Consider the following 21643-nt stretch of genomic DNA (forward strand, 5'->3'; position numbering starts at 1 on the left):
GAGATTAAGCAAGCCTGCCCGGCCGTGAGGCACCATGGCTGGATGACCGATACGAACACCCAGATCCTGCTCCGCGCCCGCCCGGTCGGCGAGCCGACCCCCGAGGACTTCTCGATCGTCACCTCCGAGGTGCCCACGCCCGAGGAGGGAGAGGTGCTGCTGCGTACGCAGTTCCTCTCGCTCGACCCCTACATGCGTGGACGGATGAGTGACGCGCCGTCGTACGCCGCACCGACCGCCCTGGGCGACGTGCTGCCCGGCGCCACGGTCGCCGAGGTCGTCGAGTCGCGCGATCCGTCGCGACAGGCGGGCGATGTCGTGCTGACGTACGGAGGCTGGCAGTCCTACTCGACCGCGCCTGCGGCGCACACCCGCCAGCTCGACCCGGCCGTCGCTCCGGTCTCGACCGCGCTGGGGGTGCTGGGGATGCCGGGGTTCACGGCGTACGCGGGGTTGACGCAGATCGGCCGGCCGCAGCCCGGCGAGACCGTCGTGGTGGCCGCGGCGACCGGACCCGTCGGTGCCACCGTCGGACAGATCGCGAAGATCCTCGGCTGCCGTGCGGTGGGGATCGCCGGCGGCCCGGAGAAGGTCGCGCACCTGACCGAGCTCGGCTTCGACGCCGCCCTGGACCACCGCGCGCCCGACTTCAAGGAGCAGCTGAAGGCGGCGGTGCCCGACGGGATCGACGTCTACTTCGAGAACGTCGGTGGGCATGTGTGGAACGCGGTCCTGCCACGGCTCAACAAGTTCGCTCGGGTGCCGGTCTGCGGCATCGTCGCGCACTACAACGACACCGCCGCTCCCGAGGGGCCCGACCGGGCGCCCGGGCTGATGCGGCACGTGCTCAACAAGTCGCTGCTGATCAGGGGTTTCATCCAGACCGAGTTCGTCCGCGACCACGAACCGGCCTTCCTCGCCGAGGCAGCCGGCTGGCTGGCCGACGGCAGGCTCCGCTACCGCGAGGACATCACCGAGGGCCTCGAGAACGCACCTGCCGCGTTCAACCGGATGCTCCGGGGTCAGAACTTCGGCAAGACGGTGATCAAGGTCAGCTGATCCGGCTCACTCCGACGACGAAGCGGAGGGGCCTGCCTCGTCGGAAGGTGCCGTCTCGGCGCCTTCCGACGACTCCGCGTCGTTGTCCGGCGTCGGCTTTGGCAGCTTGCCCACCCACTCCGGGTTGTCCTGCGGGTTGTCATGAAGGTCCCGCACGTAGTCCTCGGCTGCCTCCAAGGTGGGAACCGTGCCGTCGAAGTGGTCGACGCAGTCGTTGACCACCGAGGTGTAGGTCTCTTCTTCCGGCTTGAGGCCTGGGTAGGTGTTGGCGACGGCCTCTTCGCATCGGCTCTCGACCGTGGGCTCCGGATCCGGCTCCTCGGACGTGGGCGGGTCCGTGGGAGTCGGGGTCGGAGTGGGCGTCGGCGTGGGCGTCGGAGTGGGGGTCGGCTTCGTCGTTCCGTCCCCTGACCCGCCATTGCCGGTGTCCGGGTCGTCGGTGTCCGCAGGCTTGCTCGGAGCAGGCGCGGGGGTCGGCGTAGGAGCCGGCGGCTTGGGAGCGGCCTTGGTCTCCGACTTCGGCGCCGGCGCGACGGTGTTCGAGGTGCGCGGCAGCGGGGACGCGGTGGGCCTCATCGACGACGGCGACCCGCCGTCCACGTTCGGCGAGCCGGGGAACTCCCCGTTGCGGTACTGGCCGGCGATCTTCAGCACTGCCTCGACGTACGTGTCGCTCTGGTTGTATCGGTAGACCGCGGCGTTGGCGCCGGAAGGGGTGCTGACGTCATCGGTGCCGGCACACAGGAACGCCGCCGTGGCGACGGTGGCATCGTCGATGTCCTGCGGGTCGCGGCGGTTGTCGCCGTCACCGTCGGCGCCGGCGTAGGTCCAGGTGGAGGGGATGAACTGCATCGGGCCGACCGCGTGGTCATAGACCGTGTCGCGGTCGTAGAGGCCGTTGTCGGTGTCGTGGATCGCCGCGTAGTTGCCGGCGCCGTTGAGCTGCGGGCCGATGATCGCGGGGACGGCGAGGCCGTGGGCGTTGAGCTCGCTGCCGTCGAAGCGGCCGTGGTTGCTCTCGACCATGCCGATCGCGGCGACCAGCGCCCAGTCGAGGCGGCAGGTGGCGTCGGCGTCGTTGAGCACGGTCGACGAGCGCTGGTAAGCAGCCAGGGCGACCGGCGGGATCGACAGCTCCTCGGCGTTGGCGGCCAGCTTCACCGCGTCGGTCGGTGTCAGGTTCTTCACGCCACCCAGACCGCCGGAGATGCCAAGGGGGTCCTGCAGGGTGCCCGGGTCGGGCAGCTCGGGTTGCTGATGGCCGGTGTCGAGGCTTCCCTCGTTCGGGGCCAGGAAGGCGAAGGCAGCGGTCAGCGCGACGGCGGCAACGGCCCGAGGCCCGATGCTGGTCAGCGCCGCAGTGCTGATGCTTCTGGCCGAGCTTCTTCCCGGCTTTCGGCGGGCTGCTTTGGTCACGCCTGTCTCACCTCTTCCACGCGTGGGGTACGTGTCGTGCCTGAGCCTACCCACGTATTCCGGGTTTGATGCCGGTCAATCGGAAATCAATCCCCACGATGAGGAACGTCAACGGTCGGGCAACCTGACGTTGGGCTGGTGTTTCCCGCTTCGCCGCGTGGTCTCATCCTGCGCATGTCAGCGTGGAGGACATGACTGAACGGACGCGTCTGTGGATGGTTCCGCTGGTCGCGGCCGCGGGTTGGGGCGTCGGATTCCTGCCGCAGATCGTCCAGCCGCAGCCGCTCCTGCTCGCCCCGATGGTCGCCGAGCTGGTCTCGTTCACGCTGCTCGCCGCGGCGCTCGGCGGGCTCGCGGCCGGGCTGCGTCCGGACCGCCGGCTGCTCAGCGCGGCCCTCGCCGGCGTCGGCGTCGTGGGCGCGGCGTACCTCGGCCTGGCGTTCGCTGCGGGGCCGGCGGCGACCAACCCGTCGACGGCGACCCAGCTGATCGCCGTCGCCGCGATCACGACGGCCGCCGGTCTGACCGCCGGGATCGCCGCCAGCCTCGGGCCGTACGTCCTGCGGGCGCCGATGCTGGCCGCACCGGCCGTCTGCGTACCCCTCTGGCTCGACGGGATGCTCTCCGGCGACCTGCCGTCGTCGGTCATCGACGCGCTGCTCGCGGCTTCGCTGGTGACCGTGCTGGTGGCCTCGGTACGCCGCGCCGTCGACGTCGTCGCCTGGGTGCCCGCCTGGATCCTCGGCTGGGCGATGCAGACCCTGCTGACGGTGCTGGTCGCCATCGGCGTACTCATCCAGGAGGGCCGCTCTGTCGACGCCGGTCTGCTCTCCTCGCACCTGGTCTACTTCCACGAGCGCTGGAACGAGCCCGCGGTGCACTATCCGGCCGGATGGGCGCTCGCCGGCGTCCTGGCACTGGCGTTGGTGGCGTGGCGGCTGCGTGACAACCTTCGGGTGTGAAAGATAGATCTCTGAGCACCCTCATCACCGGAGGCACCCGCGGAATCGGCGCCGCCGTCGCTCGTCGGCTGGCCGCCGACGGCCGCTCGCTCGTGCTCGGCTACCTGTCCGACGAATCTTCTGCCGTCGCGACGCGTGACGAGGTGCGGGCGCTCGGGGTCTCCTGCGAGATCGTCCAGGCCGACATCACCACCGACCGCGGGATCGCCGACCTGTTCGAGGCCGCCGGCCCGATCACGGGTGTGGTCAACAACGCAGGCGCGACCTACCGCTACGCGCCCCTGGCCGAGACACCGGCGGACGAGATCCGGAAGACGTACGCCGTCAACCTGGTCGGCCCCACGCTGGTCGCTCGGGCGGCGGTGTCGGCGCTCGCCGAGGGTGGGGTCATCGTCAACATCTCCTCCGGCGCCGCGACCCTGGGGTCGCCGGGAGAGTACGTCCACTACGCCGCCGCCAAGGCCGGCATCGACGCGCTCACCAAGGGCCTCGGGCTGGAGGTCGCGGGTCAGGGGATCCGGGTGGTTGCGGTCGCGCCCGGCCTCACCGAGACCGACATGCACGCCAACACCGGCGACCCCGGGCGGATCACGCGGATGGCACCCCAGATCCCGCTCGGCCGGGCGTCCTCACCCGACGAGGTCGCCGAGGCGGTCGCCTGGCTGATGAGCGACAAGGCCGGGTACGTCACCGCGACGACGCTGCGGGTGACCGGCGGGCGCTGATGTCTCCGCGCTGATGTCCCGCGCCGATGTCTCCGCGCTGATGTCACAGCCTGGCGGCGTACGTCGTCTTGGATGGCATGCACATCATCTTGTGGGTCGCGGCCATCTTTCTGACGTTTGTGTACCTGGGCGGTGGGCTGTCGATGCTGCTGCTGTCGAAGGAGCGGTTTCGCAACGCCTTCGAGGGGTGGCACTACGCCGAAGACTTCCCGGCCGGCTTTCTCAAGCTCATGGGAGTGATGAAGGTGCTGGCCGCCGCCGGACTGATCCTGCCGGCGGTGACCGGCACAGCCACCTGGCTGGTGCCGCTCGCCGCTCTCGGGCTGGTCCTGCTCATGACCGGCGCGGCGACCACCCGCATCATTCGCAAGGAGTGGGGTTCCGCCGCCGGCGACCTGGTCTTCTGGTCGCTGGCGGCTTTCGTCGCGGTCGGCCGTTTCGAGCTCGTTCCGTTCTAGCGGCTTCTCGCTCGTGTCGCGCGACGTGGCTTGCTCGATGGCCCACAATCTCCACATGAGGCCCCAGGTGGTCGCGCATCGCGGCGCCAGTCATGAGATCGCGGAGCACACCCTGGCCGCGTACGTCGCGGCTCTGGATGCGGGCGCCGACGCCCTGGAGTGCGACGTACGCCTGACGATGGACGGACATCTCGTCTGTGTCCACGACCGTCATCTGCGCCGCATCGGGGCGCGCGGGCTGGTCTCGGAGATGACGCTCGCCGAGCTGCAGGCGATCGACTTCGCGGCCTGGAAGAACGGGTTCTGGGACGGTGAGGACGAGGCGCCCGACCGGGACCAGCGCGGGGTGCTCACGCTCCACCGGTTGCTGCGGACCGTGCGGGACTACGACCGCCGTGTCGAGATGGCCATCGAGACCAAGCATCCGACGCGCTACGGCGGTCTGACCGAGGGCAGGCTGGTCGACGTGCTCAACGACTTCGGCTGGGCGGGCCCGGACAGTCCGGTGCGGGTGATGAGCTTCTCGTTCACGGCGCTGCAACGGGTGGAGCGGCTGGCGCCGGGTGTGCCTGTCGTCCAGCTCATCGACCGCGCTGCCAACTGGTCGCTCCTGCGGCACACGATCGGTCCGGACTGGTGGCTCGGCGCCGGCATCGACATGCTCACCGCCCACCCCAAGCTCGCCCGGCGGTTGGCCTCGAAGGGCCGCAACCTCCACGTCTACACCGTGAACACCGAGGACCAGCTCAAGCTCTGCCTCGACCTCGGGGTGAAGGCGGTCATCACCGACCGTCCGGGGTTCATGCTGGGGCTGCTCGGCGGCTGAGGCGCGTGTAACACGCTGTTCGTAGGTCTATCCGGTCGTTCTAAAGGGCGAGTAGTCCTACGAACGACGTGTTACACGCCCCCGGCCACCGGCAGGTTAGGGTTTGGCCGTGGCCAAGAAGTCCCGAGTAAAGAACCGTCAGGCGGCTGCGGCCCCGACGGACGGTCCCAACCCGCGCGCGGCCTGCCCGTGCGGGTCCGGCAAGCGCTACAAGGCATGCCACGGTGCGGCCGGGGGTGTCTTCGTGGGACGCCCGTTCGAGGGGCTGCCCGGCGAGTGCGACCTGGTCGCGCTGCGTGAGCTCGTGCCGTCTGCGACCGTGTCGCTGGCCGTGAAGGGCTACGAGTCGACCCCGGTCACGCTGGGCACCTTGCTGCCCGGCGCCGCGCCGGCGATGTCGCGCGACTCGGGTGAGGTCTGGGTCGGGCTGCAGGTGCAGCACAACTACGGCGACGTGTCCCGCGATGTCGCCGCCGCGCTCGTCCAGGCGCTCGAGGCGCGTGCTGCTGGTGAGTCCGGCGTCTTCGGCCTGACCACCGCTCCCGGTGACGGACCGCGACTGCAGGACCTGGTGACCAACTCGTCCCTGGACGTCACCGTCCATAAGGGCTTCGACTGGTGGATCGGCGACGTCGAGGACAAGAGCGACCTCGAGCACGCGCTCGAGCACGCCAACGAGTCGGTGCTGCCGACCGAGCGGCTGACCTCGGTCGAGGCCGCGTACTGGACCTCCGTCGGGTCCAAGGAGCACCTCCGCTGGGTCATGCCCGAGCCCGAGGATGCTCTGCTGACCGCGCTGGCTCGCCTGCACGTGGCCGGCGACGACGTGATCGTCCCCGACGCCCGCTTCGTCGGCATGTTCCGTGCCCACGGCCTGCTCGCGCCCGTCTGGGACGTGCCGGTCGGCACCGGAGCCGAGGCGCTCGAGGAGCCGGCGGTGGCGTTCAAGAAGCTGCTCGACGAGACTCTCGCCGACGACTCCGAGATCACCCCCGAGGTGCGCTCGGCCCGCGCCGGGCTCGCCAACCGGCAGGTCACGATCCGCTGAGACCCGCTGGTCGAGCTCGCCGAGACCTCCAGAGGGTGGTCCCGACCAGCTCGACCAGCGGTGGTGTCAGTCCTTCTCCACCGGCATCCAGATCTCACAGGACGCGTACGTCTCGGTGAGCTCGAGGTAGCGCAGGACCGAGGGCCCGGGGCGGAGTCGCCACGGGTTCGACGGGAACCAGTCGGTCGCGGTCGAGGCCCAGAGGCGCTGCAACGTCTCCGGGTGCGGGCCGCTGGATGCGAAGACCGCCCAGGCGCCGGCCGGCGCGGTGATGCTGTCGAGTCCCTCGGGCACCTCGACCGACGACGTCACCGCGACGCCGTGCAGGTAGGTGATCATCGATCCCTCCGGCGCATCGGGCGACGGGGAGTCGGTGACGGCGAGGATGCCGCGCGGGTCGGTGTCGTTGAGCTCCTTGAGCCGGCCGTGCTCCTCGGGCGCGATCGAGGCGATGTGCGCCTGGATGTGCGGGTTCGCGCCTTCGTAGATCAGTGGGACCTTGGCGGCGTGGCCGACCAGGCGAAGCTCGGGCATGTCGTTGATGGTGACGTCCATCGGGGTGCTCCCTTCGACGCTCAGGCGGAACCTGAGCGTGGATTGTGTGCGTAGCGGACTACCGGATCGGCGTACGTCGGCGGGAGCCGAACCGTGCACAGCACGGAACGCGCGCCCGAACGCCTCGGTCGAGCCGTAGCCGTAGCGCACCGCGACCTCCAAGAGGTCAGGGGCACCCGTCACCAGGTCGGCCGCGGCCAGGGTCATCCGGCGGCGGCGTACGTACTCCGACAGGGGCATCCCGGCCAGGGCCGAGAACATCCGGCGCAGGTGGTACTCCGTGGTGCCGTGGTCGCGGGCGACCCGAGCCACGTCCACCTCTCCGGCGAGTCCGTCGTCGAGCTCTGCCTCGACCAGGTCGACCAGGGTGTTGAGCGTGCCGATCATGTGGTCCTCCTTTCACGATCAAGCCTGGCGCGGGAGCACCCGTCCGGGCCCGACTTTTCTGGTCAGATTCAGTCTGGCCAGATTCGATCGGTCGTTCAGTCGGACCGCGAGCGAAGCCGGAACGCCTGCAGACGGGAGTAGCCCTTCACGCTCGTACGCCGCATCTTCTCGATCCGGAAGCCGTCGACGTCCTCGAGCGCTGCCGCCGCGTTCTCGTCGATGACCACCGACGATGGCCGGGCGAGGGTCGTGAGGCGCGCGGCGATGTTGACCGTCGGGCCGAAGACGTCGCCGAGCCTGAGCACCACGTCGCCGTACGATATCCCGGCCCTGACGTGCGGAAATGGGCTGTCGCGGTCGTCCCCGAGGGCGGCCAGGTCCAGCGCCGTCCGGGCCGCTGCCGAGACGTCCTCGAAGGTGAAGAACACCCCGTCGCCGAGGTATTTGATGACCCGTCCACCGTGTTCGACTACGACGTCGGAGCAGGTGTCCTCGAACTCCTCGACCCAGTCGACGAGCTCCTTGTCGGTGAGCCGCTTGGAGCGCGCGGTGTAACCGACGATGTCGAGGAACCCGACCGCCAGCGACACCGCGGACGCGTCGGCGACGGTGAGCATCCGCCGCGCCGCGCTGACTAGGTGACGGCGCCAGACGTAGTCCTGCAGCGACTCGACCACTGGCAGCACCTGCGCGCTCAGTGCGAGCAGGTCCTCGACCTCGTCGCCGCCCCGCTCGCGGGCGACCTCGGCCAGCAGCGAGGTCTGCCACTCGGCCAGGCGCGCGTAGGACCGTCCCCAGGTCCGTACCAGCGCAGCCTGTCGGTCCTCGCTGAGGACCCCGAGGCGGATGAGCTCCTGGGACATCCGCAGCGCCTCGACGTCGGACTCGGTGAAGGCGACCTCGTCCTCGCCCGCGTGTGGGAAGCCGAGGTGGTGCCACAGGTCCTCGGTGACCTCCATGGGCACGCCGGCCGCCCGCGCGACCTCGGCGCGGGTCAGCGTCGGCGTCTGGCCGAGGACGAACGCCTCGACGACGGAGAGCGCCTCGGTCAGCTCGATGTCGGCCTCGCGGCTGCGACCCGTCCCGGCGATCTCGTCGGCCTCGTCGTGGGTCAGGAGCCGAACCTGTCCTTGGCGACCTTCTCCAGCGCCTTCGCGAACGACGGCATCTCGACAGAGAGCTGCTGAAGCTTGTCGGAGCTGAGGTGGATCAGGTCGAGCGGGGTGAGCGCGACGATGGAGGCCGTGCGCAGGGACCCGCGCAGGATCGCCGCCTCGCCGATGATGTCGCCGGGACCGCACTGGGCGATCTCCACCTTGTCCCGGCGGACCGAGACGGTGCCGTCGAGGATGATGTAGGCCTTGTCGGGCGGGGTGTCCTCCCAGATCGGCGACCATCCTTCCGGCAGATGCACGCGTGTGCCGGTGGCGCTGATGTGCGCGATCTCCTTGGGCGTGAACGTGGAGAAGAACGACTCGGTCACGAGGTTTTTCCTTCGGTCGGCTGTGGGGTGGCTGCCGCTAGGTGACGGCGGTTACAGAGATCAACGATGTTCGTCTACAGGGGTTACCCGCCGGTGTAGTTCCCTATGCGGCAACGGGCTATGCGGGCAACGGATCCCGGGCGATCGGGCAGCTCATGCACCGCGGCCCGCCCCGGCCGGAGCCCAGCTCGGAGCCCGCGATGGCGATGACCTCGATCCCAGCGGCCTCCAGGGCCTCGTTGGTCTGGGTGTTGCGCTCGTAGCCGACGACCACGCCCGGTGCCAGCGCCAGGGTGTTGTTGCCGTCGTCCCACTGCTCGCGCTCGGCGGCCACGGGGTCGAGCCCGGTGTCGACGTGGTGGAGCTTGTCGATGCCCATCGCCTCGGCGGCGACCTCGAGGAACGGTCGCGGAGCCGCGATGTCCAGCCGGCCGTCGTCGCCCGAGGGGGTGACTGCGTACGCCACCAGCGAGTCGACCGCGTTCGGGTAGATCACCATCTTGTCGGTGTTCACCAGCGTGGCGATCGTGTCCAGGTGCATCGTCGCCCGCTCCTGCGCGATCGGCACCGCGAGCACGGTGTGGGCGAGGCCCTCCGCGAAGACCTGCCGGGCGAGCCGCTCGGCCCCTGCGGGGGTCGTCCGCTCGCCGACGCCGACCGCGACGACGCCGGGAGCCAGCAGGAGCACGTCCCCACCCTCGACGTGCTCGAGGTGGGCGCCGTGCAGGCGGGGGCTGGAGCGGAAGCGCGGGTGGAACTGGTAGATCAGCTCGGTGAGCGCGGTCTCGCGCTTGCGCGCCGGCATCGCCAGCGACGTGACCGTCGCCCGGTCACGGATCCACACCGACGAGTCGCGGGTGAAGAGCAGGTTGGGGAGCGGGTCGATCAGGAAGTCGTCGTGGGCGAGCAGGCTGGTGACCAGACCGTGGCCGCCGCGGACCTCGTCGTTGCGGATGCCGGCGGTCAGGTGGCCGGTCAGCTCGGCGGGTCCGGCGTCGGCGAGCGCACCGACCAGGTAGGCCCGCAGCGTGTCACCGAGCGTGAGGGCGCCCAGCACGTTGTCGAGCGCCCGCTGCCTGGCCTCCGGGACCTCGAGGGTCTCGGTGAGCAGGTCGGTCAGGTAGAGCACTTCGACCTCGCGCTCTCGCAGCGCGGCCGCGAAGGCGTCGTGCTCGTCCTGTGCCCGCTTCACCCACGGGATGCCGTCGAAGAGCAGCTTGTCGTTGTTGCGCGGCGTCAGTCGGGTCAGCTCCCGACCGGGTCGGTGGAGCATTACCGTACGCAGTCGTCCGACCTCGCTGTCGGCGCCAAGTTCTACCATGCCGGGCAGCCTAGGCGACCCGGGATCAGGTGAGCACTTCGACCAAGGTCAGCACGCCCAGGGCGAGACAGACCGCGGCTCCGACGTAGTGCAGGACGTGCAGCTTGATGAATCGGAGCAGCGTACGTCCCAGCAGCACCGCCAGCCCCGACACCGTGAGCAGCGCGGCCCAGGAGCCGATGAAGACGGAGACGGGCTCGTCGTAGCGGGCCGCCAGCGAGACGCTCAGCAGCTGGGAGAGGTCTCCCCACTCGGCCGCGAAGAGGACCATGAAGCTGGCCACGACCTGGCGGAAGCCGCGTACGTCCTTGGCCTTGTCGGCGAACTCGCTGCCGTCCTCCTCGGTCGCGGTGCCGTGGTGGCGACGCCCCTCGATGAACAGCAGGATCGAGCCGCCGAAGAAGAGCAGGGCGGCGATGATCTGGATCAGGTCGGTCGGGAGGAGCGTCGCCACGCCGCCGATCGCGACCGCGATGAGCGTCTGGATCGCGAACGCCGCACCCACACCGAGCCACACGAAGAGCGGCCGGTACTTCGTCGACAGCACCAACGTCGCCAGGAACGTCTTGTCCGGTAGCTCGACGACGAAGATCGCGGCGAAGGCGAGGGCGATGACGGTGATGTCCATCAGGGGTTCCGTTCCAGTTCTTTACGTCCGGCCCATATCGTCCCATCGAGCGCCAACCGAGGCGTCACGGGCGTTGGTCCTGCCCGTCGGTCGAGCCGCCGGAGCCGCTAGGCGGAGGCGTGTCGAGACCAACACGGTCCTCCCGAGCGCTTCGGGGGCTGTGTTGGTCTCGAGCCGGATTCGTTCGTACCTCACGAATCCGGCTCGACCAGCGGTGGCGCGAGGGCGGCCGCCTTGGCCTCGGCTAGTACGTCGATCGCCGAGCGACCGAGTGCGGCGGCGGCGAGCGCGACGTCGTCCCACTCCGGTTGAAGGTTGACGATCTCGCCGTCGAAGCGGGCGGCCTTGACGGCGATCGGGTGTCCGCCGACGGTCACGGTCAGCATCTCGCGGGGCAGAGCGTGCTTGGCGACCTCGTGCTCGCGTACGCCGATCGTGGAGGTCTCCCGGAAGAACACCCGCCGGACAGCCTCGGCGTCCGAGCGGGGGACGAGGGCGTGGAGCGTATGGGCGGGCCGGCCCTTCTTCATCAGGATCGGCGTGAGCCAGGCGTCGCGGGCGCCGGCGGCGAGCAGCGCATCGATCGCCCCGGGGAACAGCCGCGGATCGAGATCGTCGATGTTCGCCTCGATGACGAGCTCGGTCGGCGCATCCTCCCGCGCCGGCATCGCAGGGTCACCGACCAGCAGGCGGACGGCGTTCGACCAGCCCTCCGGATCTCTGCTGCCGGCGCCGACGCCGATCGCCCGCGTCGTCATCGGCGGCTGGGGGCCGTAGTCGGTCGCGAGGGTGGCCAGGAGCGCGGCGCCGGTCGGCGTGCACAGCTCCATCGGTGGATGTCCGGGAGCGCCGGCGAAGGAAGGTACGCCGGTCAGCAGCCGAGCCACCGCCGGCGGCGGGACCGGGAGGACGCCGTGCGCGGCCCGGACCGAGCCGGAGCCGACCGCGACAGGTGAGATCACGACCTCGTCGGCGCCGAGGTGGGCGAAGCCGGCGCAGACTCCCGCGACGTCCGCGATCGCATCCAGCGCACCGACCTCGTGAAAGTGCACCTCCGCGGACGGGATCCCGTGGACCGCGCCTTCGGCGACCGCGAGCCGCTCGAAGACCTGGAGCGCCAGCTCTCGCACGGGGGCGTCGAGCCCGGCACCAGCGAGCAGCGCGCGCACGTCGGTCCAGGTGCGGTGATGGGCCGAGTCGGCGATCTCGACGTGGCACCTGGTCGCAGCGAGCGCTCCACGTGTCACCGACTCCGTGGCAAGACGCACCGGCTCGGGGGCGACCGCGTCGACCGCCGAGGTGATCACCGAGAGCGGTACGCCCGCATCGACCAGCGCGCCGAGCAGCATGTCCCCCGAGGCCCCGGACGACGCATCGACCCAGACGATGCTCACCGAGCGCGCCGCGCGATCCGGGCAGCCGCGACGCCGGCGCCGTACCCGTTGTCGATGTTGACCACGGTCACGCCGGGAGCGCACGAATTGAGCATCGCCAGCAGCGCGGCCAGCCCGCCGAAGGAGGCGCCGTAGCCCACCGAGGTCGGCACCCCGATCATCGGCACGCCGACCAGCCCGCCGACGACGGAGGGCAACGCGCCCTCCATCCCCGCGACGACGATCAGGCAGTCAGCGGCATCGAGGCGCTCGCGCACGGCCATCAGGCGATGGATCCCAGCGACGCCGACATCGGTGATCCGTTCGACATCGGCCCCATGGACTCGGCAGGCCAGCGCCGCCTCGGCGGCGACCGGTCCGTCGGAGGTTCCGGCGGCCACGACGCACACCCGGCCCTGCGGGGTCGGCAGCGGGCCGAGAGAGACGGCACCGGCTTCGATGTCGTGCACCGCCGTCGGCAGCTCGACCGAGACCGCGGCGGCGGCCTCGACCGAGACCCGGGTCGCCAGGACCGCGCGTGTGGGGTGCGCCTCGTGCAGGCGGCGAAGGATCGCGACGACCTGCTCGGGGGTCTTGCCCGCGGCGTACACGACCTCCGGGTCGCCGGTGCGGCGCTCCCGGTCGAGGTCGACGCGGGCGAACCCGAGGTGTGCGGTCGGCTCGTCGTTCGACATCACTCAGAGCCGGGCCGGGTCGGCGGGGTAGACCCCGAGCAGCTTCACGTCGGTCGTGAAGAAGGCCAGCTCCTCCAGGGCCCGCTTCAGCCCGGGCTGGTCGGGGTGACCGTCGACCTCGGCGAGGAACTGGGTCGCGGTGAACTTGCCATCCACCATGTAGGACTCCAGCTTGGTCATGTTGACGCCGTTGGTCGCGAAGCCGCCGAGAGCCTTGTAGAGGGCAGCCGGGATGTTGCGTACGTTGAAGATGAACGAGGTCACCACCGGACCCGCGTCGACAGGCGCCTGGATGAAGTCGGGCGAGAGCACGACGAAACGGGTGGTGTTGTGGTCGGCGTCCTCGATGTCGGTGGCGAGCACGTCGAGCCCGTAGATCGACGCGGCCAGCGGCGGGGAGATCGCGGCCATCGTCGGGTCACCGGCCTCGACCACCTCGCGGGCGGCACCGGCGGTGTCACCGGAGACGACCGGCGTGAACCCGTGCTCCCGGATGATGTTGCGGCACTGGCCCAGCGCGTGGACGTGGGAGTGGACCGTACGGATGCCGTCGAGCGGGGCGCCGGGAAGGCCGAGCAGGTGGAACCGGATCCGCAGGTAGTGCTCGGCGATGATGTGGAGGTTGGACTCGGGGAGGAAGTGATGGATGTCGGCGACCCGCCCCGCGAGGGAGTTGTCGATGGGGATCATCGCCAGCGACGCACTCTGCTCACCGCTGGCTGCCTCGACGGCTGCGAAGACGTCTTCGAACGAAGCGCACGGCACCGACTCCATCTCGGGGTAGTACCGCTGGCACACCATGTGTGAGTTGGACCCTGGTTCGCCCTGATAGGCGATGCGATGTGGCTCGGACACAGCGACAGTCTAGATTCGCCCGTTGTGCTCGCTCTTGCAATTCTCAGTCTGCTGACAGCAATCGCCTCTCTGGTCCTCGCCGGAGCGGCCTGGCAGAGGACGAAGGACGTACGTCGCCCCGACCCTGCCGACGCCGAGTCGCTGCCGACCGACGTCGCCGGACTGCGTGCCGAGGTCGCGGCCCTACGTGCCGAGTCGGCGATGAGCCTTCGCCACCTCGCGGTGGTGCGTTTCGACGCGTTCGGCGACGCCGGTGGCCACCTGAGCTGGTGCCTGGCCCTGCTCGACGACAGCGGCGACGGGGTCGTGCTGACCTCGATCCACGGCCGCACCGAGGCGAGGTCGTACGCGAAGAGCATCAGCGGTTGGAAGTCGTCCCAGCTGATGTCGCCCGAGGAGACCGAGGCCGTGCAGCAGGCGAAGCCCAAGCGCTGATCGGCTGATCCAGAGCGGCTGATCCGACAAAACGACGCCGGCACGCTCGGGTGTGGCGGGGGAACCGTTCCGAGCGTGCCGGTTTTCAAACCCGGGCTGCGGGTGGGACGGCCCGGGAGTCGACCACTGGTCGCGGGGGATATCCGACCAGTGTGTGGGTCATGCCACGTCGTCGGCCGGAGTCTGGCTTGAGCCCGAGCGCGAAGACGCCGACTCAGCTGACGCCGAGTCGTGTCAGATACCTTATGAACATTTACTTCTCAACAAGGCATCTGGCCCGGCGAGTCGGCTCGGTCAGAGGTGGAAATCGATCCCAAACGCGCCGAAATCACGCCTGAATCGGGACTTTATGCCTGGTTTGCTGGGACTTTTTGCTCTACTGCGTGTCGCTCAGATTCGGGACCGAAACGGGACCGCTGTTCAGCGTGGCACGCGGACGAGCAGGCGTCCGGGAAGGCACTGCATCCGCAGCTCTCGCCCCTCGGAGATCGTGTCCCCGTCGAGCTGGCGCGGCTGGTCGTGGTTGGTCCGGATCACGACGCTGGCGCCGGTCATCCGGTTGATCAGGTTGTCGGTGCGTGGCCGCTTGCTCAGCACCCGGAACGCGAGCGGGAGCCAGGACCAGAATCGCTGTGGATAGAGCAGCACGACGTCGACGAGGCCATCGTCGAGAGCGGCCGCCGGCAGCAGCGGCATGTTCGCCTGGAGGTAGCCGACGTTGCCGACCACGACCGTCCGCGCCCGGTGTTTGGTGAACTCCTCGCCGTCGACGGAGATCTCCAGCCGCATCGCCGGGAACATCAGGCTCTTGAAGGCAGAGAGGACGTAGGCCATCCAGCCGATCCGCTTCTTGATGTCCTCGTTGACGCCGCTCATGATCGCGGCGTCGAAGCCCATCCCGGCCATGACCAGGAAGTTGGTGTCCTCGAGGTTGTCGCCCGAGACCTCGACCAGATCGATGGCCTGGTCCTGCCCGGTGAGCGCGACGTCGATCGCGGCACGGATGTAGAGCGGGATGGAGAGGTTGCGGGCGAGCAGGTTGCCGGTGCCGCCGGGGACGATGCCGACCGCGATGCCGGTGCCGGCCAGGGCGGAGCAGACCTCGCGTACGGTCCCGTCGCCACCACAGACGAGCACCAGGTCGGCGCCCTCTGCCTGGGCCGCGCGCGCCATCCCCGTGCCGGGGTCCTCGATCGTGGTCAGGTGCCAGGTCGGGGTCTTCCAGCCGGACTCCTCGGCCATGGCGTTCACCATGGTCTTGAACTGCTCGACCGACTCGACCTTGATCGGGTTGAGGACGACCGCGATGTTGCGGTTGCCGCGCACCGAGTCCATCAGCGGCCGGCGTCCCAGCGCGTGGGAGGCGGGCAGCGGCGTGTAGAGCGCCATGCCGAGGAAGATGGCCCCGGCGGCGAAGACGATCCCGCCGATCACGTCGGAGGGGTAGTGGCGGCCGAGGAAGACCCGGTCTGCGGCGACGAGCACGACCAGCAGCGCGAGACCGGCGTAGGCGAGGCGGCGGATGCCGCGGCGGCGTACGAACATCGTCACGACCACCGCGAGCACGCCCGCCAGGACGGCGATCCCGGTCGCATGACCGGACGGGTACGACGGTGACTCGTGGAACCACGACATCAGCTGCCACGACGGCCTGTCCCGATCGACCAGGAGCACCACCCCGCGGCGTACGGAGAGCGTGACCACCACGACGCCGAGCACGTAGGCCGCGGCGCGCGGATACTTGCGGAACAGCCCCGCGGCGACCAGCAGGGCGGCCCCGACGATCACATACCAGTCGGTGCCCACCTCGACGATGTGCCAGAAGTCCAGCATCCAGCCGTGCTCCGCGGTCACCTGCGTCGCGTCTCGGCCGAGCCCGTCGATCGTAGAGACCAGCGGCCACGCGTTGATCGCCGCGAACCCGATCAGGGTGCTCAGGGCGAACAGCGAAGCCGCCCAGAGCAGCAGGGCACGGCGGGAGAGGTCAAGCACGATAAGTCAGTATGCGCGAAACGTCTTCCACACAGTGAATGAACGGCATGGTCAAAACCTGGGGCAGAGCGTCGATGTGAGCGCTATCGTTCGCTCTCCACGCATGATTCGGGTCGGCGTCGGATCCCCTCGGTCTTCGTCGTTGTGAGGTCTTTCATGCGCGCTCGCGTGTCGTCGTACGCCCTTATCGGGCTGCTGTCCGTCCCTGCCGTCGCACTCGGCGTCGGTGGCCTCCTCGCGGGCTCCGCCGCAGCGGCGGACGGTGAGTGTGGCGGCAAGCCCGTCACCGTCGATCTCGGCGTCGAGGGCCACGCCCCGACCGACGCCGACGACGTGATCTCTGTTCCGGCTGGTGTCGCGGTCGATGCCCTTGGGGGACACGACACCGTCTGTGTCCTTGGGCAGGGCGCCGTGGAGATCATCGGGGGTATTGGTGACGACACGATCTACGGTGCGTTGGGCAACACCGTCCTCGGAGGTGAGGGCGACGACACCATGCTGGGCAGCAACCGTGCGGCGTTTGGAGGGGCTGGAAACGACGTCTTCAGGCTGGCCGAGCAGCAGGACTTTGCATACGGAGGAAGCGGCAACGACACCTTCCATGGAGGCCCCGGACCCAACATGTTCCGAGGCCATGAGGGCGACGACTACTTCTACGGTGCAGGTGGCTCCGACCAGGCGCTCGGGGACGACGGCAACGATGTCCTGTCAGGTGGTGACGGTGGTGACCTTCTCCAGGGGGATCGCGGTCTAGACACGATCGACGGCGGGGGCGAGGGTGACCGCCTCCGCGGTGGTGCGGACATCGACGAGCTGCGTGGAGGGCTCGGCGACGACATCCTCGAGGGCGACGACGGGAACGACATGCTCTCGGGTGAGGACGGTCGGGACAGCGTCTGGGGGGACGCAGGCGACGATGAGATCGACGGTGGAGCCGATGACGACCGTCTTCATGGAGATGAAGGCATGGACACGGTGAACGGTGGCACGGGATCCGACGAAATCACTGGCGATGGAGGGTCCGACACGATCGACGCAGGTTCAGGCGACGATCACGTCGAGGCTCACGAAGGCAATGACATAGTTCACGGCGGAGACGGTGTCGACCTGATCGAGAACTTCGAGACAGCCGTCCAGGGGACCGGAGACGACACGTTCAACGGGGGCGCGGGCGATGATCTGATCTATGCCGGCGATGGTGCCGACCGAGTCAGCGGTGGAGCTGGTGACGACTTCCTGTCGGGGCACGTGGGCAACGATGTCTTGCGGGGTGACGACGGCACGGACCGTCTTGCGGGAGGCTTGGGCGATGACGCTGTCGACGGTGGAGCAGGGACGGACAAGGCGACGTACGCCGAGTCCGGCAGCGGGATCGTCGCGACGACGACGAAGGTGACTGGTGGTCTCGGCAGCGACGCTCTCGCCGGCATCGAGGAGCTGATGGGGACCGACTACGCCGACCGGTTCACAGGAGGCTCGGGGAACAGCATCATCGACGGCCGTGCCGGGAACGACGTGTTCGCGCCGGGCGCCGGGACCGATGTGATCACCGGCGGATCCGGGGTCGACACGGTCACCTACTCCAACGCGACCAGCGGCGTACGGATCTATCTCGGGCAGCCCGCATACTACGGCGCAGGTGCTGGGCGCGAGACGATCGAGCAGGTCGAGAACCTCATCGGCAGCCCGCACGCCGACCAGCTCACCGGAGACCTGACGAGCAACGTGATCCTCGGCGGTGGCGGCAGCGACTACGTCAACGGACTCAACGGGAACGACCGGCTGGACGGCGGCAGCGGCAACGACACGATCTGGCCCGGTAGGGACAACGACACCGTGATCGGCGGGTCCGGCACGGACACGATCAGCTACAAGGGCTACAACAGGGCGATCCAGATCAGCCTGGCCACGACCCGAGCGCAGAGCACCGGCAGCGCCGGTTACGAGAAGGTCAGCCAGACTGAGAACATCATCGGCACGTCGGGCTCCGACCGCCTTGTCGGAAACTCTGGACGCAACACCATCACGGCCGGATACGGGAACGACACGGTGCTGCCCGGTCATGGTGACGACGTCGTCAACGGAGGTGGCGGCGCGGACACGATCAGCTACCGCAACGTCGGGGTCGGGGTGCGAGTCTCTCTGGCCACTACGGCTCGACAGCGGACCGGCGCCGGCTACGAGAAGATCGCCTCGTTCGAGAACGTCATCGGCACCTCGCGATCTGACGTCCTCAAGGGGAACAGGGCGGCCAACAAGCTCTACGGAGATGGCGGCGGCGACAAACTTTACGGCTCCGAGGGTGCCGACAAGCTCTACGGCGGCTCCGGTCGCGACTACGGCGACGGTGGGACCGGGCGGGACAGCTCGGTCTCGGTCGAGCGGCGCGTCCGCATCCCCTAGTCACCACACCCGAGCCGCGGGCTACGGGAAAGGTACGGGTTCGGGCGTCGCCGCAGATCGCGAGAATGCGCCCTGGCGTGCTGAAGCATGTGAATCCATCTAGAGGGAGATCCATCCAAGTGAAGACATCGATGCGACTGCGCATTGGCGGCCTGGTCGCTGCGGCGGCCGTGGCGACGAGCGGACTGGTCGGCCTGGACGCGGGCACGGCGCCCGCGGAGGCCGCGGTCAGCTGCACGATCAGCAGCCCGAAGACCGTACGTCCCGGCAACACCGGCAACTGCGTGACGCTGCTCCAGAAGGTGCTCGGCGGGCTCCGGGCGGACGGTTCGTTCGGCTCGGCGACGACCGCCCGGGTGAAGGACTACCAGAAGGCCAAGGGCCTGTCGGCGGACGGCATCGTCGGGTCGCGTACGTGGTCGAAGATCAAGGCGGGTATGTCCGGTGCCGGGACGATCATCTCCGCGACCTCGACCGCGAACTGGTACGCCTGCGTCATCGTCCGAGGCGGCCAGTCGATCCGCTACACGGTCACCAACAAGCGCAGCACCTCGTGGAAGCAGGCGACGATCACGACCAGCGGCTCCCTGGCGAACCCGCTGATCCGGGGCACGATCTCCAGCAAGCGGTCACGTTCGACGGCGTCGAACCCGTCGGGCTTCCCGAAGACGTACGGGACCTCGGCCGCGTACATCACCTACACCGGTGGCACCTACTTCACCAACGACTCCTACGGCTACGACATCCCCAACAGGACGGTCTACCGCTCGTTCCTGCGCCCGTGCGGCAAGACCAGCCCGGTCTACTGGTGACAGTCCGTTACTGAAGTGAGATCTGGTGGCCCGGTCGACTAGCCTTGCCGCATGATCGACCCGCGCATCCTCCGCGAAGACCCAGACCGCGTACGTGCCTCGCAGGAGCGCCGCGGCGCGTCCTCTGACGTGGTGGACCGGGCGCTGTCCGCGGACAGCGCCCGGCGCGCGGCGATCGCCGACTTCGAGGCGAAGCGGGCCGAGCAGAAGCAGATGGGCAAGAAGGTCGCCCAGGCCAAGGGCGAGGAGAAGCAGCAGCTGCTGGCCGAGGTGAAGGACCTCGCGGCCGCCGTCAAGGAGGCCGAGGCGACGCAGGGCGTCGCCGAGGAGGAGTGGAAGGCGGCCCTCAAGGCCATCCCCAACATCGCCGACGACGCTCCGGCCGGTGGCGAGGACGACTTCGTCCTGATCGAGAAGGTCGGCAAGCCCCGCGACTTCGCCGCCGAGGGCTTCGAGCCGCGTGACCACGTCGAGCTCGGCAAGATGCTCGGCGCGATCGACCTCGAGCGTGGCGCCAAGGTCTCCGGCAGCCGCTTCTACTTCCTGACCGGGGTCGGCGCGGAGCTCGAGTTCGCGCTGATCAACCTGGCGATGGAGCAGGCCCGGGAGGCCGGCTTCACCCAGGTCATCGCGCCCGCGCTGGTCCGCCCGGAGGCGATGGCCGGCACCGGCTTCCTCGACCAGGTCGACGACGGCGTCTACAAGATCGAGGACGACGACCTCTACCTCGTCGGCACCTCGGAGGTGCCCATGGCGGCCTACCACTCCGACGAGATCCTCGACCCCGAGACGCTCCCGCTGCGCTACGCCGCCTTCTCGTCGTGCTTCCGCAAGGAGGCCGGCTCGGCGGGCAAGGACACCAAGGGCATCATCCGGGTCCACCAGTTCGAGAAGGTGGAGATGTTCGTCTACACCACCGTCGAGGATTCGTACGCGGAGCACCAGCGTCTCCTCGAGTGGGAGAAGGCGTTCCTGGACAAGCTCGAGCTCGCCTACCAGGTCATCGACGTCGCTGCGGGCGACCTCGGTCCGAGCGCGCTGCGGAAGTTCGACTGCGAGGCGTGGATCCCCACCCAGGGGAAGTACCGCGAGCTCACCTCGGCGTCCAACTGCACCACCTTCCAGGCACGCCGCCTCGACATCCGCGCGCGGGTCTCGACAGGCTCGACGACCGGCACATCGACCACCCCGGTCGCCACGCTCAACGGCACGCTGACCGCGATCACCCGCGCCATCGTCGCCATCCTGGAGACCCACCAGCAGCCCGACGGCTCGGTGCGGGTGCCGAAGGCCCTGCAGAAGTGGCTCGGGCGCGAGGTCCTGGAGCCGATCCAGAAGTGAGCACGACCGAGAGCACCACCGCCCGACCCGGCGAGTCCGCCTGGGAGCCGAAGCTCGTCGCGCTCGACATCGACGGCACCCTGCTGCGCTGGATCGAAGACAGAGGCACGCCGTCCGAGGCGCTCTCGGACAAGGTCCGTGATGCGGTTCGCCGGGCGTACGACGCCGGTGCGCACGTCGTGCTGTCCTCCGGCCGCTCGGCCCACTCGATGACCGGGATCGCCGACCTCCTCGGGCTTCCGGAAGAGGACGCGGAGCGGTTGTGGATCGTCGCCTCCAACGGGGCGGTGGTGCTTCGCTACCCGCCCGTCGACGTCGTGCACGAGGAGACCTTCGACGCCCGTCCGGCGGTGGAGACGATCCTGGAACGACGTCCGAACGTGCTGGTCGCGGTCGAGAACCGTGGACTGGGCTACCGGTTCAACCGGCCGTTCCCCGAGGGCGAGCTCGACGGTGATCACCTGATCGCGCCGATCGACGAGATGGTCGCCGAGCCTGTCTCCCGGGTGATCATCCGGGACCCCGACGCGACCCCCGAGGACTTCATCGCCCTCGGCCGCGAGCTCGGCCTGCACGGGATCGACTACGTGGTCGGCTACACCGCCTGGCTCGATCTCACCCCGGTCGGTGTCTCCAAGGCCTCGGGCCTCTCCTACGTGTGCGACCAGCTCGACCTCGAGCCGGCCGACGTGCTCGCCATCGGCGATGGCCGCAACGACGTCGAGATGCTCGAGTGGGCCGGTCGCGGGGTGGCCATGGGCAACGCCCCCGAGGAGGTCCAGCTGGTGGCCGACGCCGTGACGGCCCATGTCGCCGACGACGGCGCGGCGCTGGAACTCTCCCGCTGGTTCTGAGAGTGCTGTTCTGGG

The 21643-nt window shown here is 69.2% G+C and carries 21 protein-coding genes; 11 read left to right on the plus strand and 10 right to left on the minus strand.

Annotated elements, in window-relative coordinates; all coding sequences use genetic code 11:
* Window positions 1-42: 42 nt before the first annotated feature.
* Complete coding sequence (locus tag BJ988_RS25295; protein ID WP_179660611.1) at window positions 43-1059, plus strand: NADP-dependent oxidoreductase; 1017 nt, start codon at window positions 43-45, stop codon at window positions 1057-1059.
* A gap of 6 nt (window positions 1060-1065) precedes the next feature.
* On the opposite strand, the gene BJ988_RS31135 is transcribed toward BJ988_RS25295, so the two are convergent.
* A complete protein-coding gene (locus tag BJ988_RS31135; RefSeq protein WP_343051784.1) occupies window positions 1066-2475 on the minus strand; it encodes a lytic transglycosylase domain-containing protein in 1410 nt (469 codons plus the stop codon).
* A 191-nt stretch (window positions 2476-2666) separates the two neighbouring features.
* Between BJ988_RS31135 and BJ988_RS25310 the strand changes: the two genes are divergently transcribed.
* The 5 genes from BJ988_RS25310 (at window position 2667) to BJ988_RS25330 (ending at window position 6494) form a co-directional block, all read left to right on the plus strand.
* Window positions 2667-3437 (plus strand): hypothetical protein, encoded by a 771-nt coding sequence (locus tag BJ988_RS25310; protein WP_179660612.1) that lies wholly within the window; start codon window positions 2667-2669, stop codon window positions 3435-3437.
* The gene (locus tag BJ988_RS25315; RefSeq protein ID WP_343051785.1) at window positions 3434-4162 is read left to right on the plus strand and encodes an SDR family NAD(P)-dependent oxidoreductase; all 729 of its coding nucleotides are present in this window, start codon (window positions 3434-3436) and stop codon (window positions 4160-4162) included. The genes BJ988_RS25310 and BJ988_RS25315 overlap by 4 nt, the downstream gene beginning before the upstream one ends.
* Window positions 4163-4239: 77 nt before the next feature.
* Window positions 4240-4620: a DoxX family protein gene (locus BJ988_RS25320; protein WP_179660613.1), complete on the plus strand. Its 381-nt coding sequence runs from the start codon at window positions 4240-4242 to the stop codon at window positions 4618-4620.
* A 55-nt stretch (window positions 4621-4675) separates the two neighbouring features.
* A complete protein-coding gene (locus BJ988_RS25325) occupies window positions 4676-5446 on the plus strand; it encodes a glycerophosphodiester phosphodiesterase family protein (protein WP_246321568.1) in 771 nt (256 codons plus the stop codon).
* 109 nt (window positions 5447-5555) lie between these two features.
* The gene (locus BJ988_RS25330; RefSeq protein WP_179660615.1) at window positions 5556-6494 is read left to right on the plus strand and encodes a DUF5926 family protein; all 939 of its coding nucleotides are present in this window, start codon (window positions 5556-5558) and stop codon (window positions 6492-6494) included.
* Between the two features lie 66 nt (window positions 6495-6560).
* On the opposite strand, the gene BJ988_RS25335 is transcribed toward BJ988_RS25330, so the two are convergent.
* The 8 genes from BJ988_RS25335 to BJ988_RS25370 form a co-directional block, all read right to left on the minus strand.
* Window positions 6561-7436 (minus strand): AraC family transcriptional regulator, encoded by an 876-nt coding sequence (locus BJ988_RS25335; RefSeq protein WP_179660616.1) that lies wholly within the window; start codon window positions 7434-7436, stop codon window positions 6561-6563.
* A gap of 95 nt (window positions 7437-7531) precedes the next feature.
* A complete protein-coding gene (locus BJ988_RS25340; protein WP_246321569.1) occupies window positions 7532-8395 on the minus strand; it encodes an adenylate/guanylate cyclase domain-containing protein in 864 nt (287 codons plus the stop codon).
* Between the two features lie 152 nt (window positions 8396-8547).
* On the minus strand, window positions 8548-8919 hold the full coding sequence (locus BJ988_RS25345) for a cyclic nucleotide-binding domain-containing protein (protein WP_179660617.1): 372 nt from the start codon (window positions 8917-8919) through the stop codon (window positions 8548-8550).
* A gap of 118 nt (window positions 8920-9037) precedes the next feature.
* Window positions 9038-10240, minus strand: a complete 1203-nt coding sequence (locus tag BJ988_RS25350) for an arginine deiminase (protein WP_179660618.1) — start codon at window positions 10238-10240, stop codon at window positions 9038-9040.
* A gap of 25 nt (window positions 10241-10265) precedes the next feature.
* Complete coding sequence (locus BJ988_RS25355; protein ID WP_179660619.1) at window positions 10266-10868, minus strand: TMEM165/GDT1 family protein; 603 nt, start codon at window positions 10866-10868, stop codon at window positions 10266-10268.
* A gap of 191 nt (window positions 10869-11059) precedes the next feature.
* Window positions 11060-12262: a nickel pincer cofactor biosynthesis protein LarC gene (gene larC, locus BJ988_RS25360; protein WP_179660620.1), complete on the minus strand. Its 1203-nt coding sequence runs from the start codon at window positions 12260-12262 to the stop codon at window positions 11060-11062.
* Window positions 12259-12936 carry a nickel pincer cofactor biosynthesis protein LarB gene (gene larB, locus BJ988_RS25365; protein WP_179660621.1) on the minus strand — a complete coding sequence of 226 codons (678 nt, stop codon included), beginning with the start codon at window positions 12934-12936 and terminating at the stop codon, window positions 12259-12261. The genes larC and larB overlap by 4 nt, the downstream gene beginning before the upstream one ends.
* Window positions 12937-12939: 3 nt before the next feature.
* A complete protein-coding gene (locus tag BJ988_RS25370) occupies window positions 12940-13791 on the minus strand; it encodes a prephenate dehydratase (protein WP_179660622.1) in 852 nt (283 codons plus the stop codon).
* 24 nt (window positions 13792-13815) lie between these two features.
* Between BJ988_RS25370 and BJ988_RS25375 the strand changes: the two genes are divergently transcribed.
* Window positions 13816-14226 carry a DUF4446 family protein gene (locus tag BJ988_RS25375; RefSeq protein WP_343051786.1) on the plus strand — a complete coding sequence of 137 codons (411 nt, stop codon included), beginning with the start codon at window positions 13816-13818 and terminating at the stop codon, window positions 14224-14226.
* A 420-nt stretch (window positions 14227-14646) separates the two neighbouring features.
* On the opposite strand, the gene BJ988_RS25380 is transcribed toward BJ988_RS25375, so the two are convergent.
* The gene (locus BJ988_RS25380; RefSeq protein WP_179660624.1) at window positions 14647-16218 is read right to left on the minus strand and encodes a YegS/Rv2252/BmrU family lipid kinase; all 1572 of its coding nucleotides are present in this window, start codon (window positions 16216-16218) and stop codon (window positions 14647-14649) included.
* A gap of 156 nt (window positions 16219-16374) precedes the next feature.
* Here BJ988_RS25380 and BJ988_RS25385 point away from each other — a divergent pair, with 156 nt between their 5' ends.
* The 4 genes from BJ988_RS25385 to BJ988_RS25400 all read left to right on the plus strand — a co-directional run bounded on the left by BJ988_RS25385 (window position 16375) and on the right by BJ988_RS25400 (window position 21628).
* Window positions 16375-18621 (plus strand): calcium-binding protein, encoded by a 2247-nt coding sequence (locus BJ988_RS25385; RefSeq protein ID WP_179660625.1) that lies wholly within the window; start codon window positions 16375-16377, stop codon window positions 18619-18621.
* Window positions 18622-18752: 131 nt separating this feature from the next.
* On the plus strand, window positions 18753-19433 hold the full coding sequence (locus BJ988_RS25390) for a peptidoglycan-binding domain-containing protein (protein WP_179660626.1): 681 nt from the start codon (window positions 18753-18755) through the stop codon (window positions 19431-19433).
* Window positions 19434-19484: 51 nt separating this feature from the next.
* Window positions 19485-20774, plus strand: coding sequence for a serine--tRNA ligase (serS, locus tag BJ988_RS25395; RefSeq protein ID WP_179660627.1), 1290 nt, complete (start codon window positions 19485-19487; stop codon window positions 20772-20774).
* A complete protein-coding gene (locus BJ988_RS25400; protein ID WP_179660628.1) occupies window positions 20771-21628 on the plus strand; it encodes an HAD hydrolase family protein in 858 nt (285 codons plus the stop codon). The genes serS and BJ988_RS25400 overlap by 4 nt, the downstream gene beginning before the upstream one ends.
* Window positions 21629-21643: the final 15 nt, after the last annotated feature.

This window comes from Nocardioides panzhihuensis (assembly GCF_013408335.1).
GTDB classification, from domain to species: domain Bacteria; phylum Actinomycetota; class Actinomycetes; order Propionibacteriales; family Nocardioidaceae; genus Nocardioides; species Nocardioides panzhihuensis.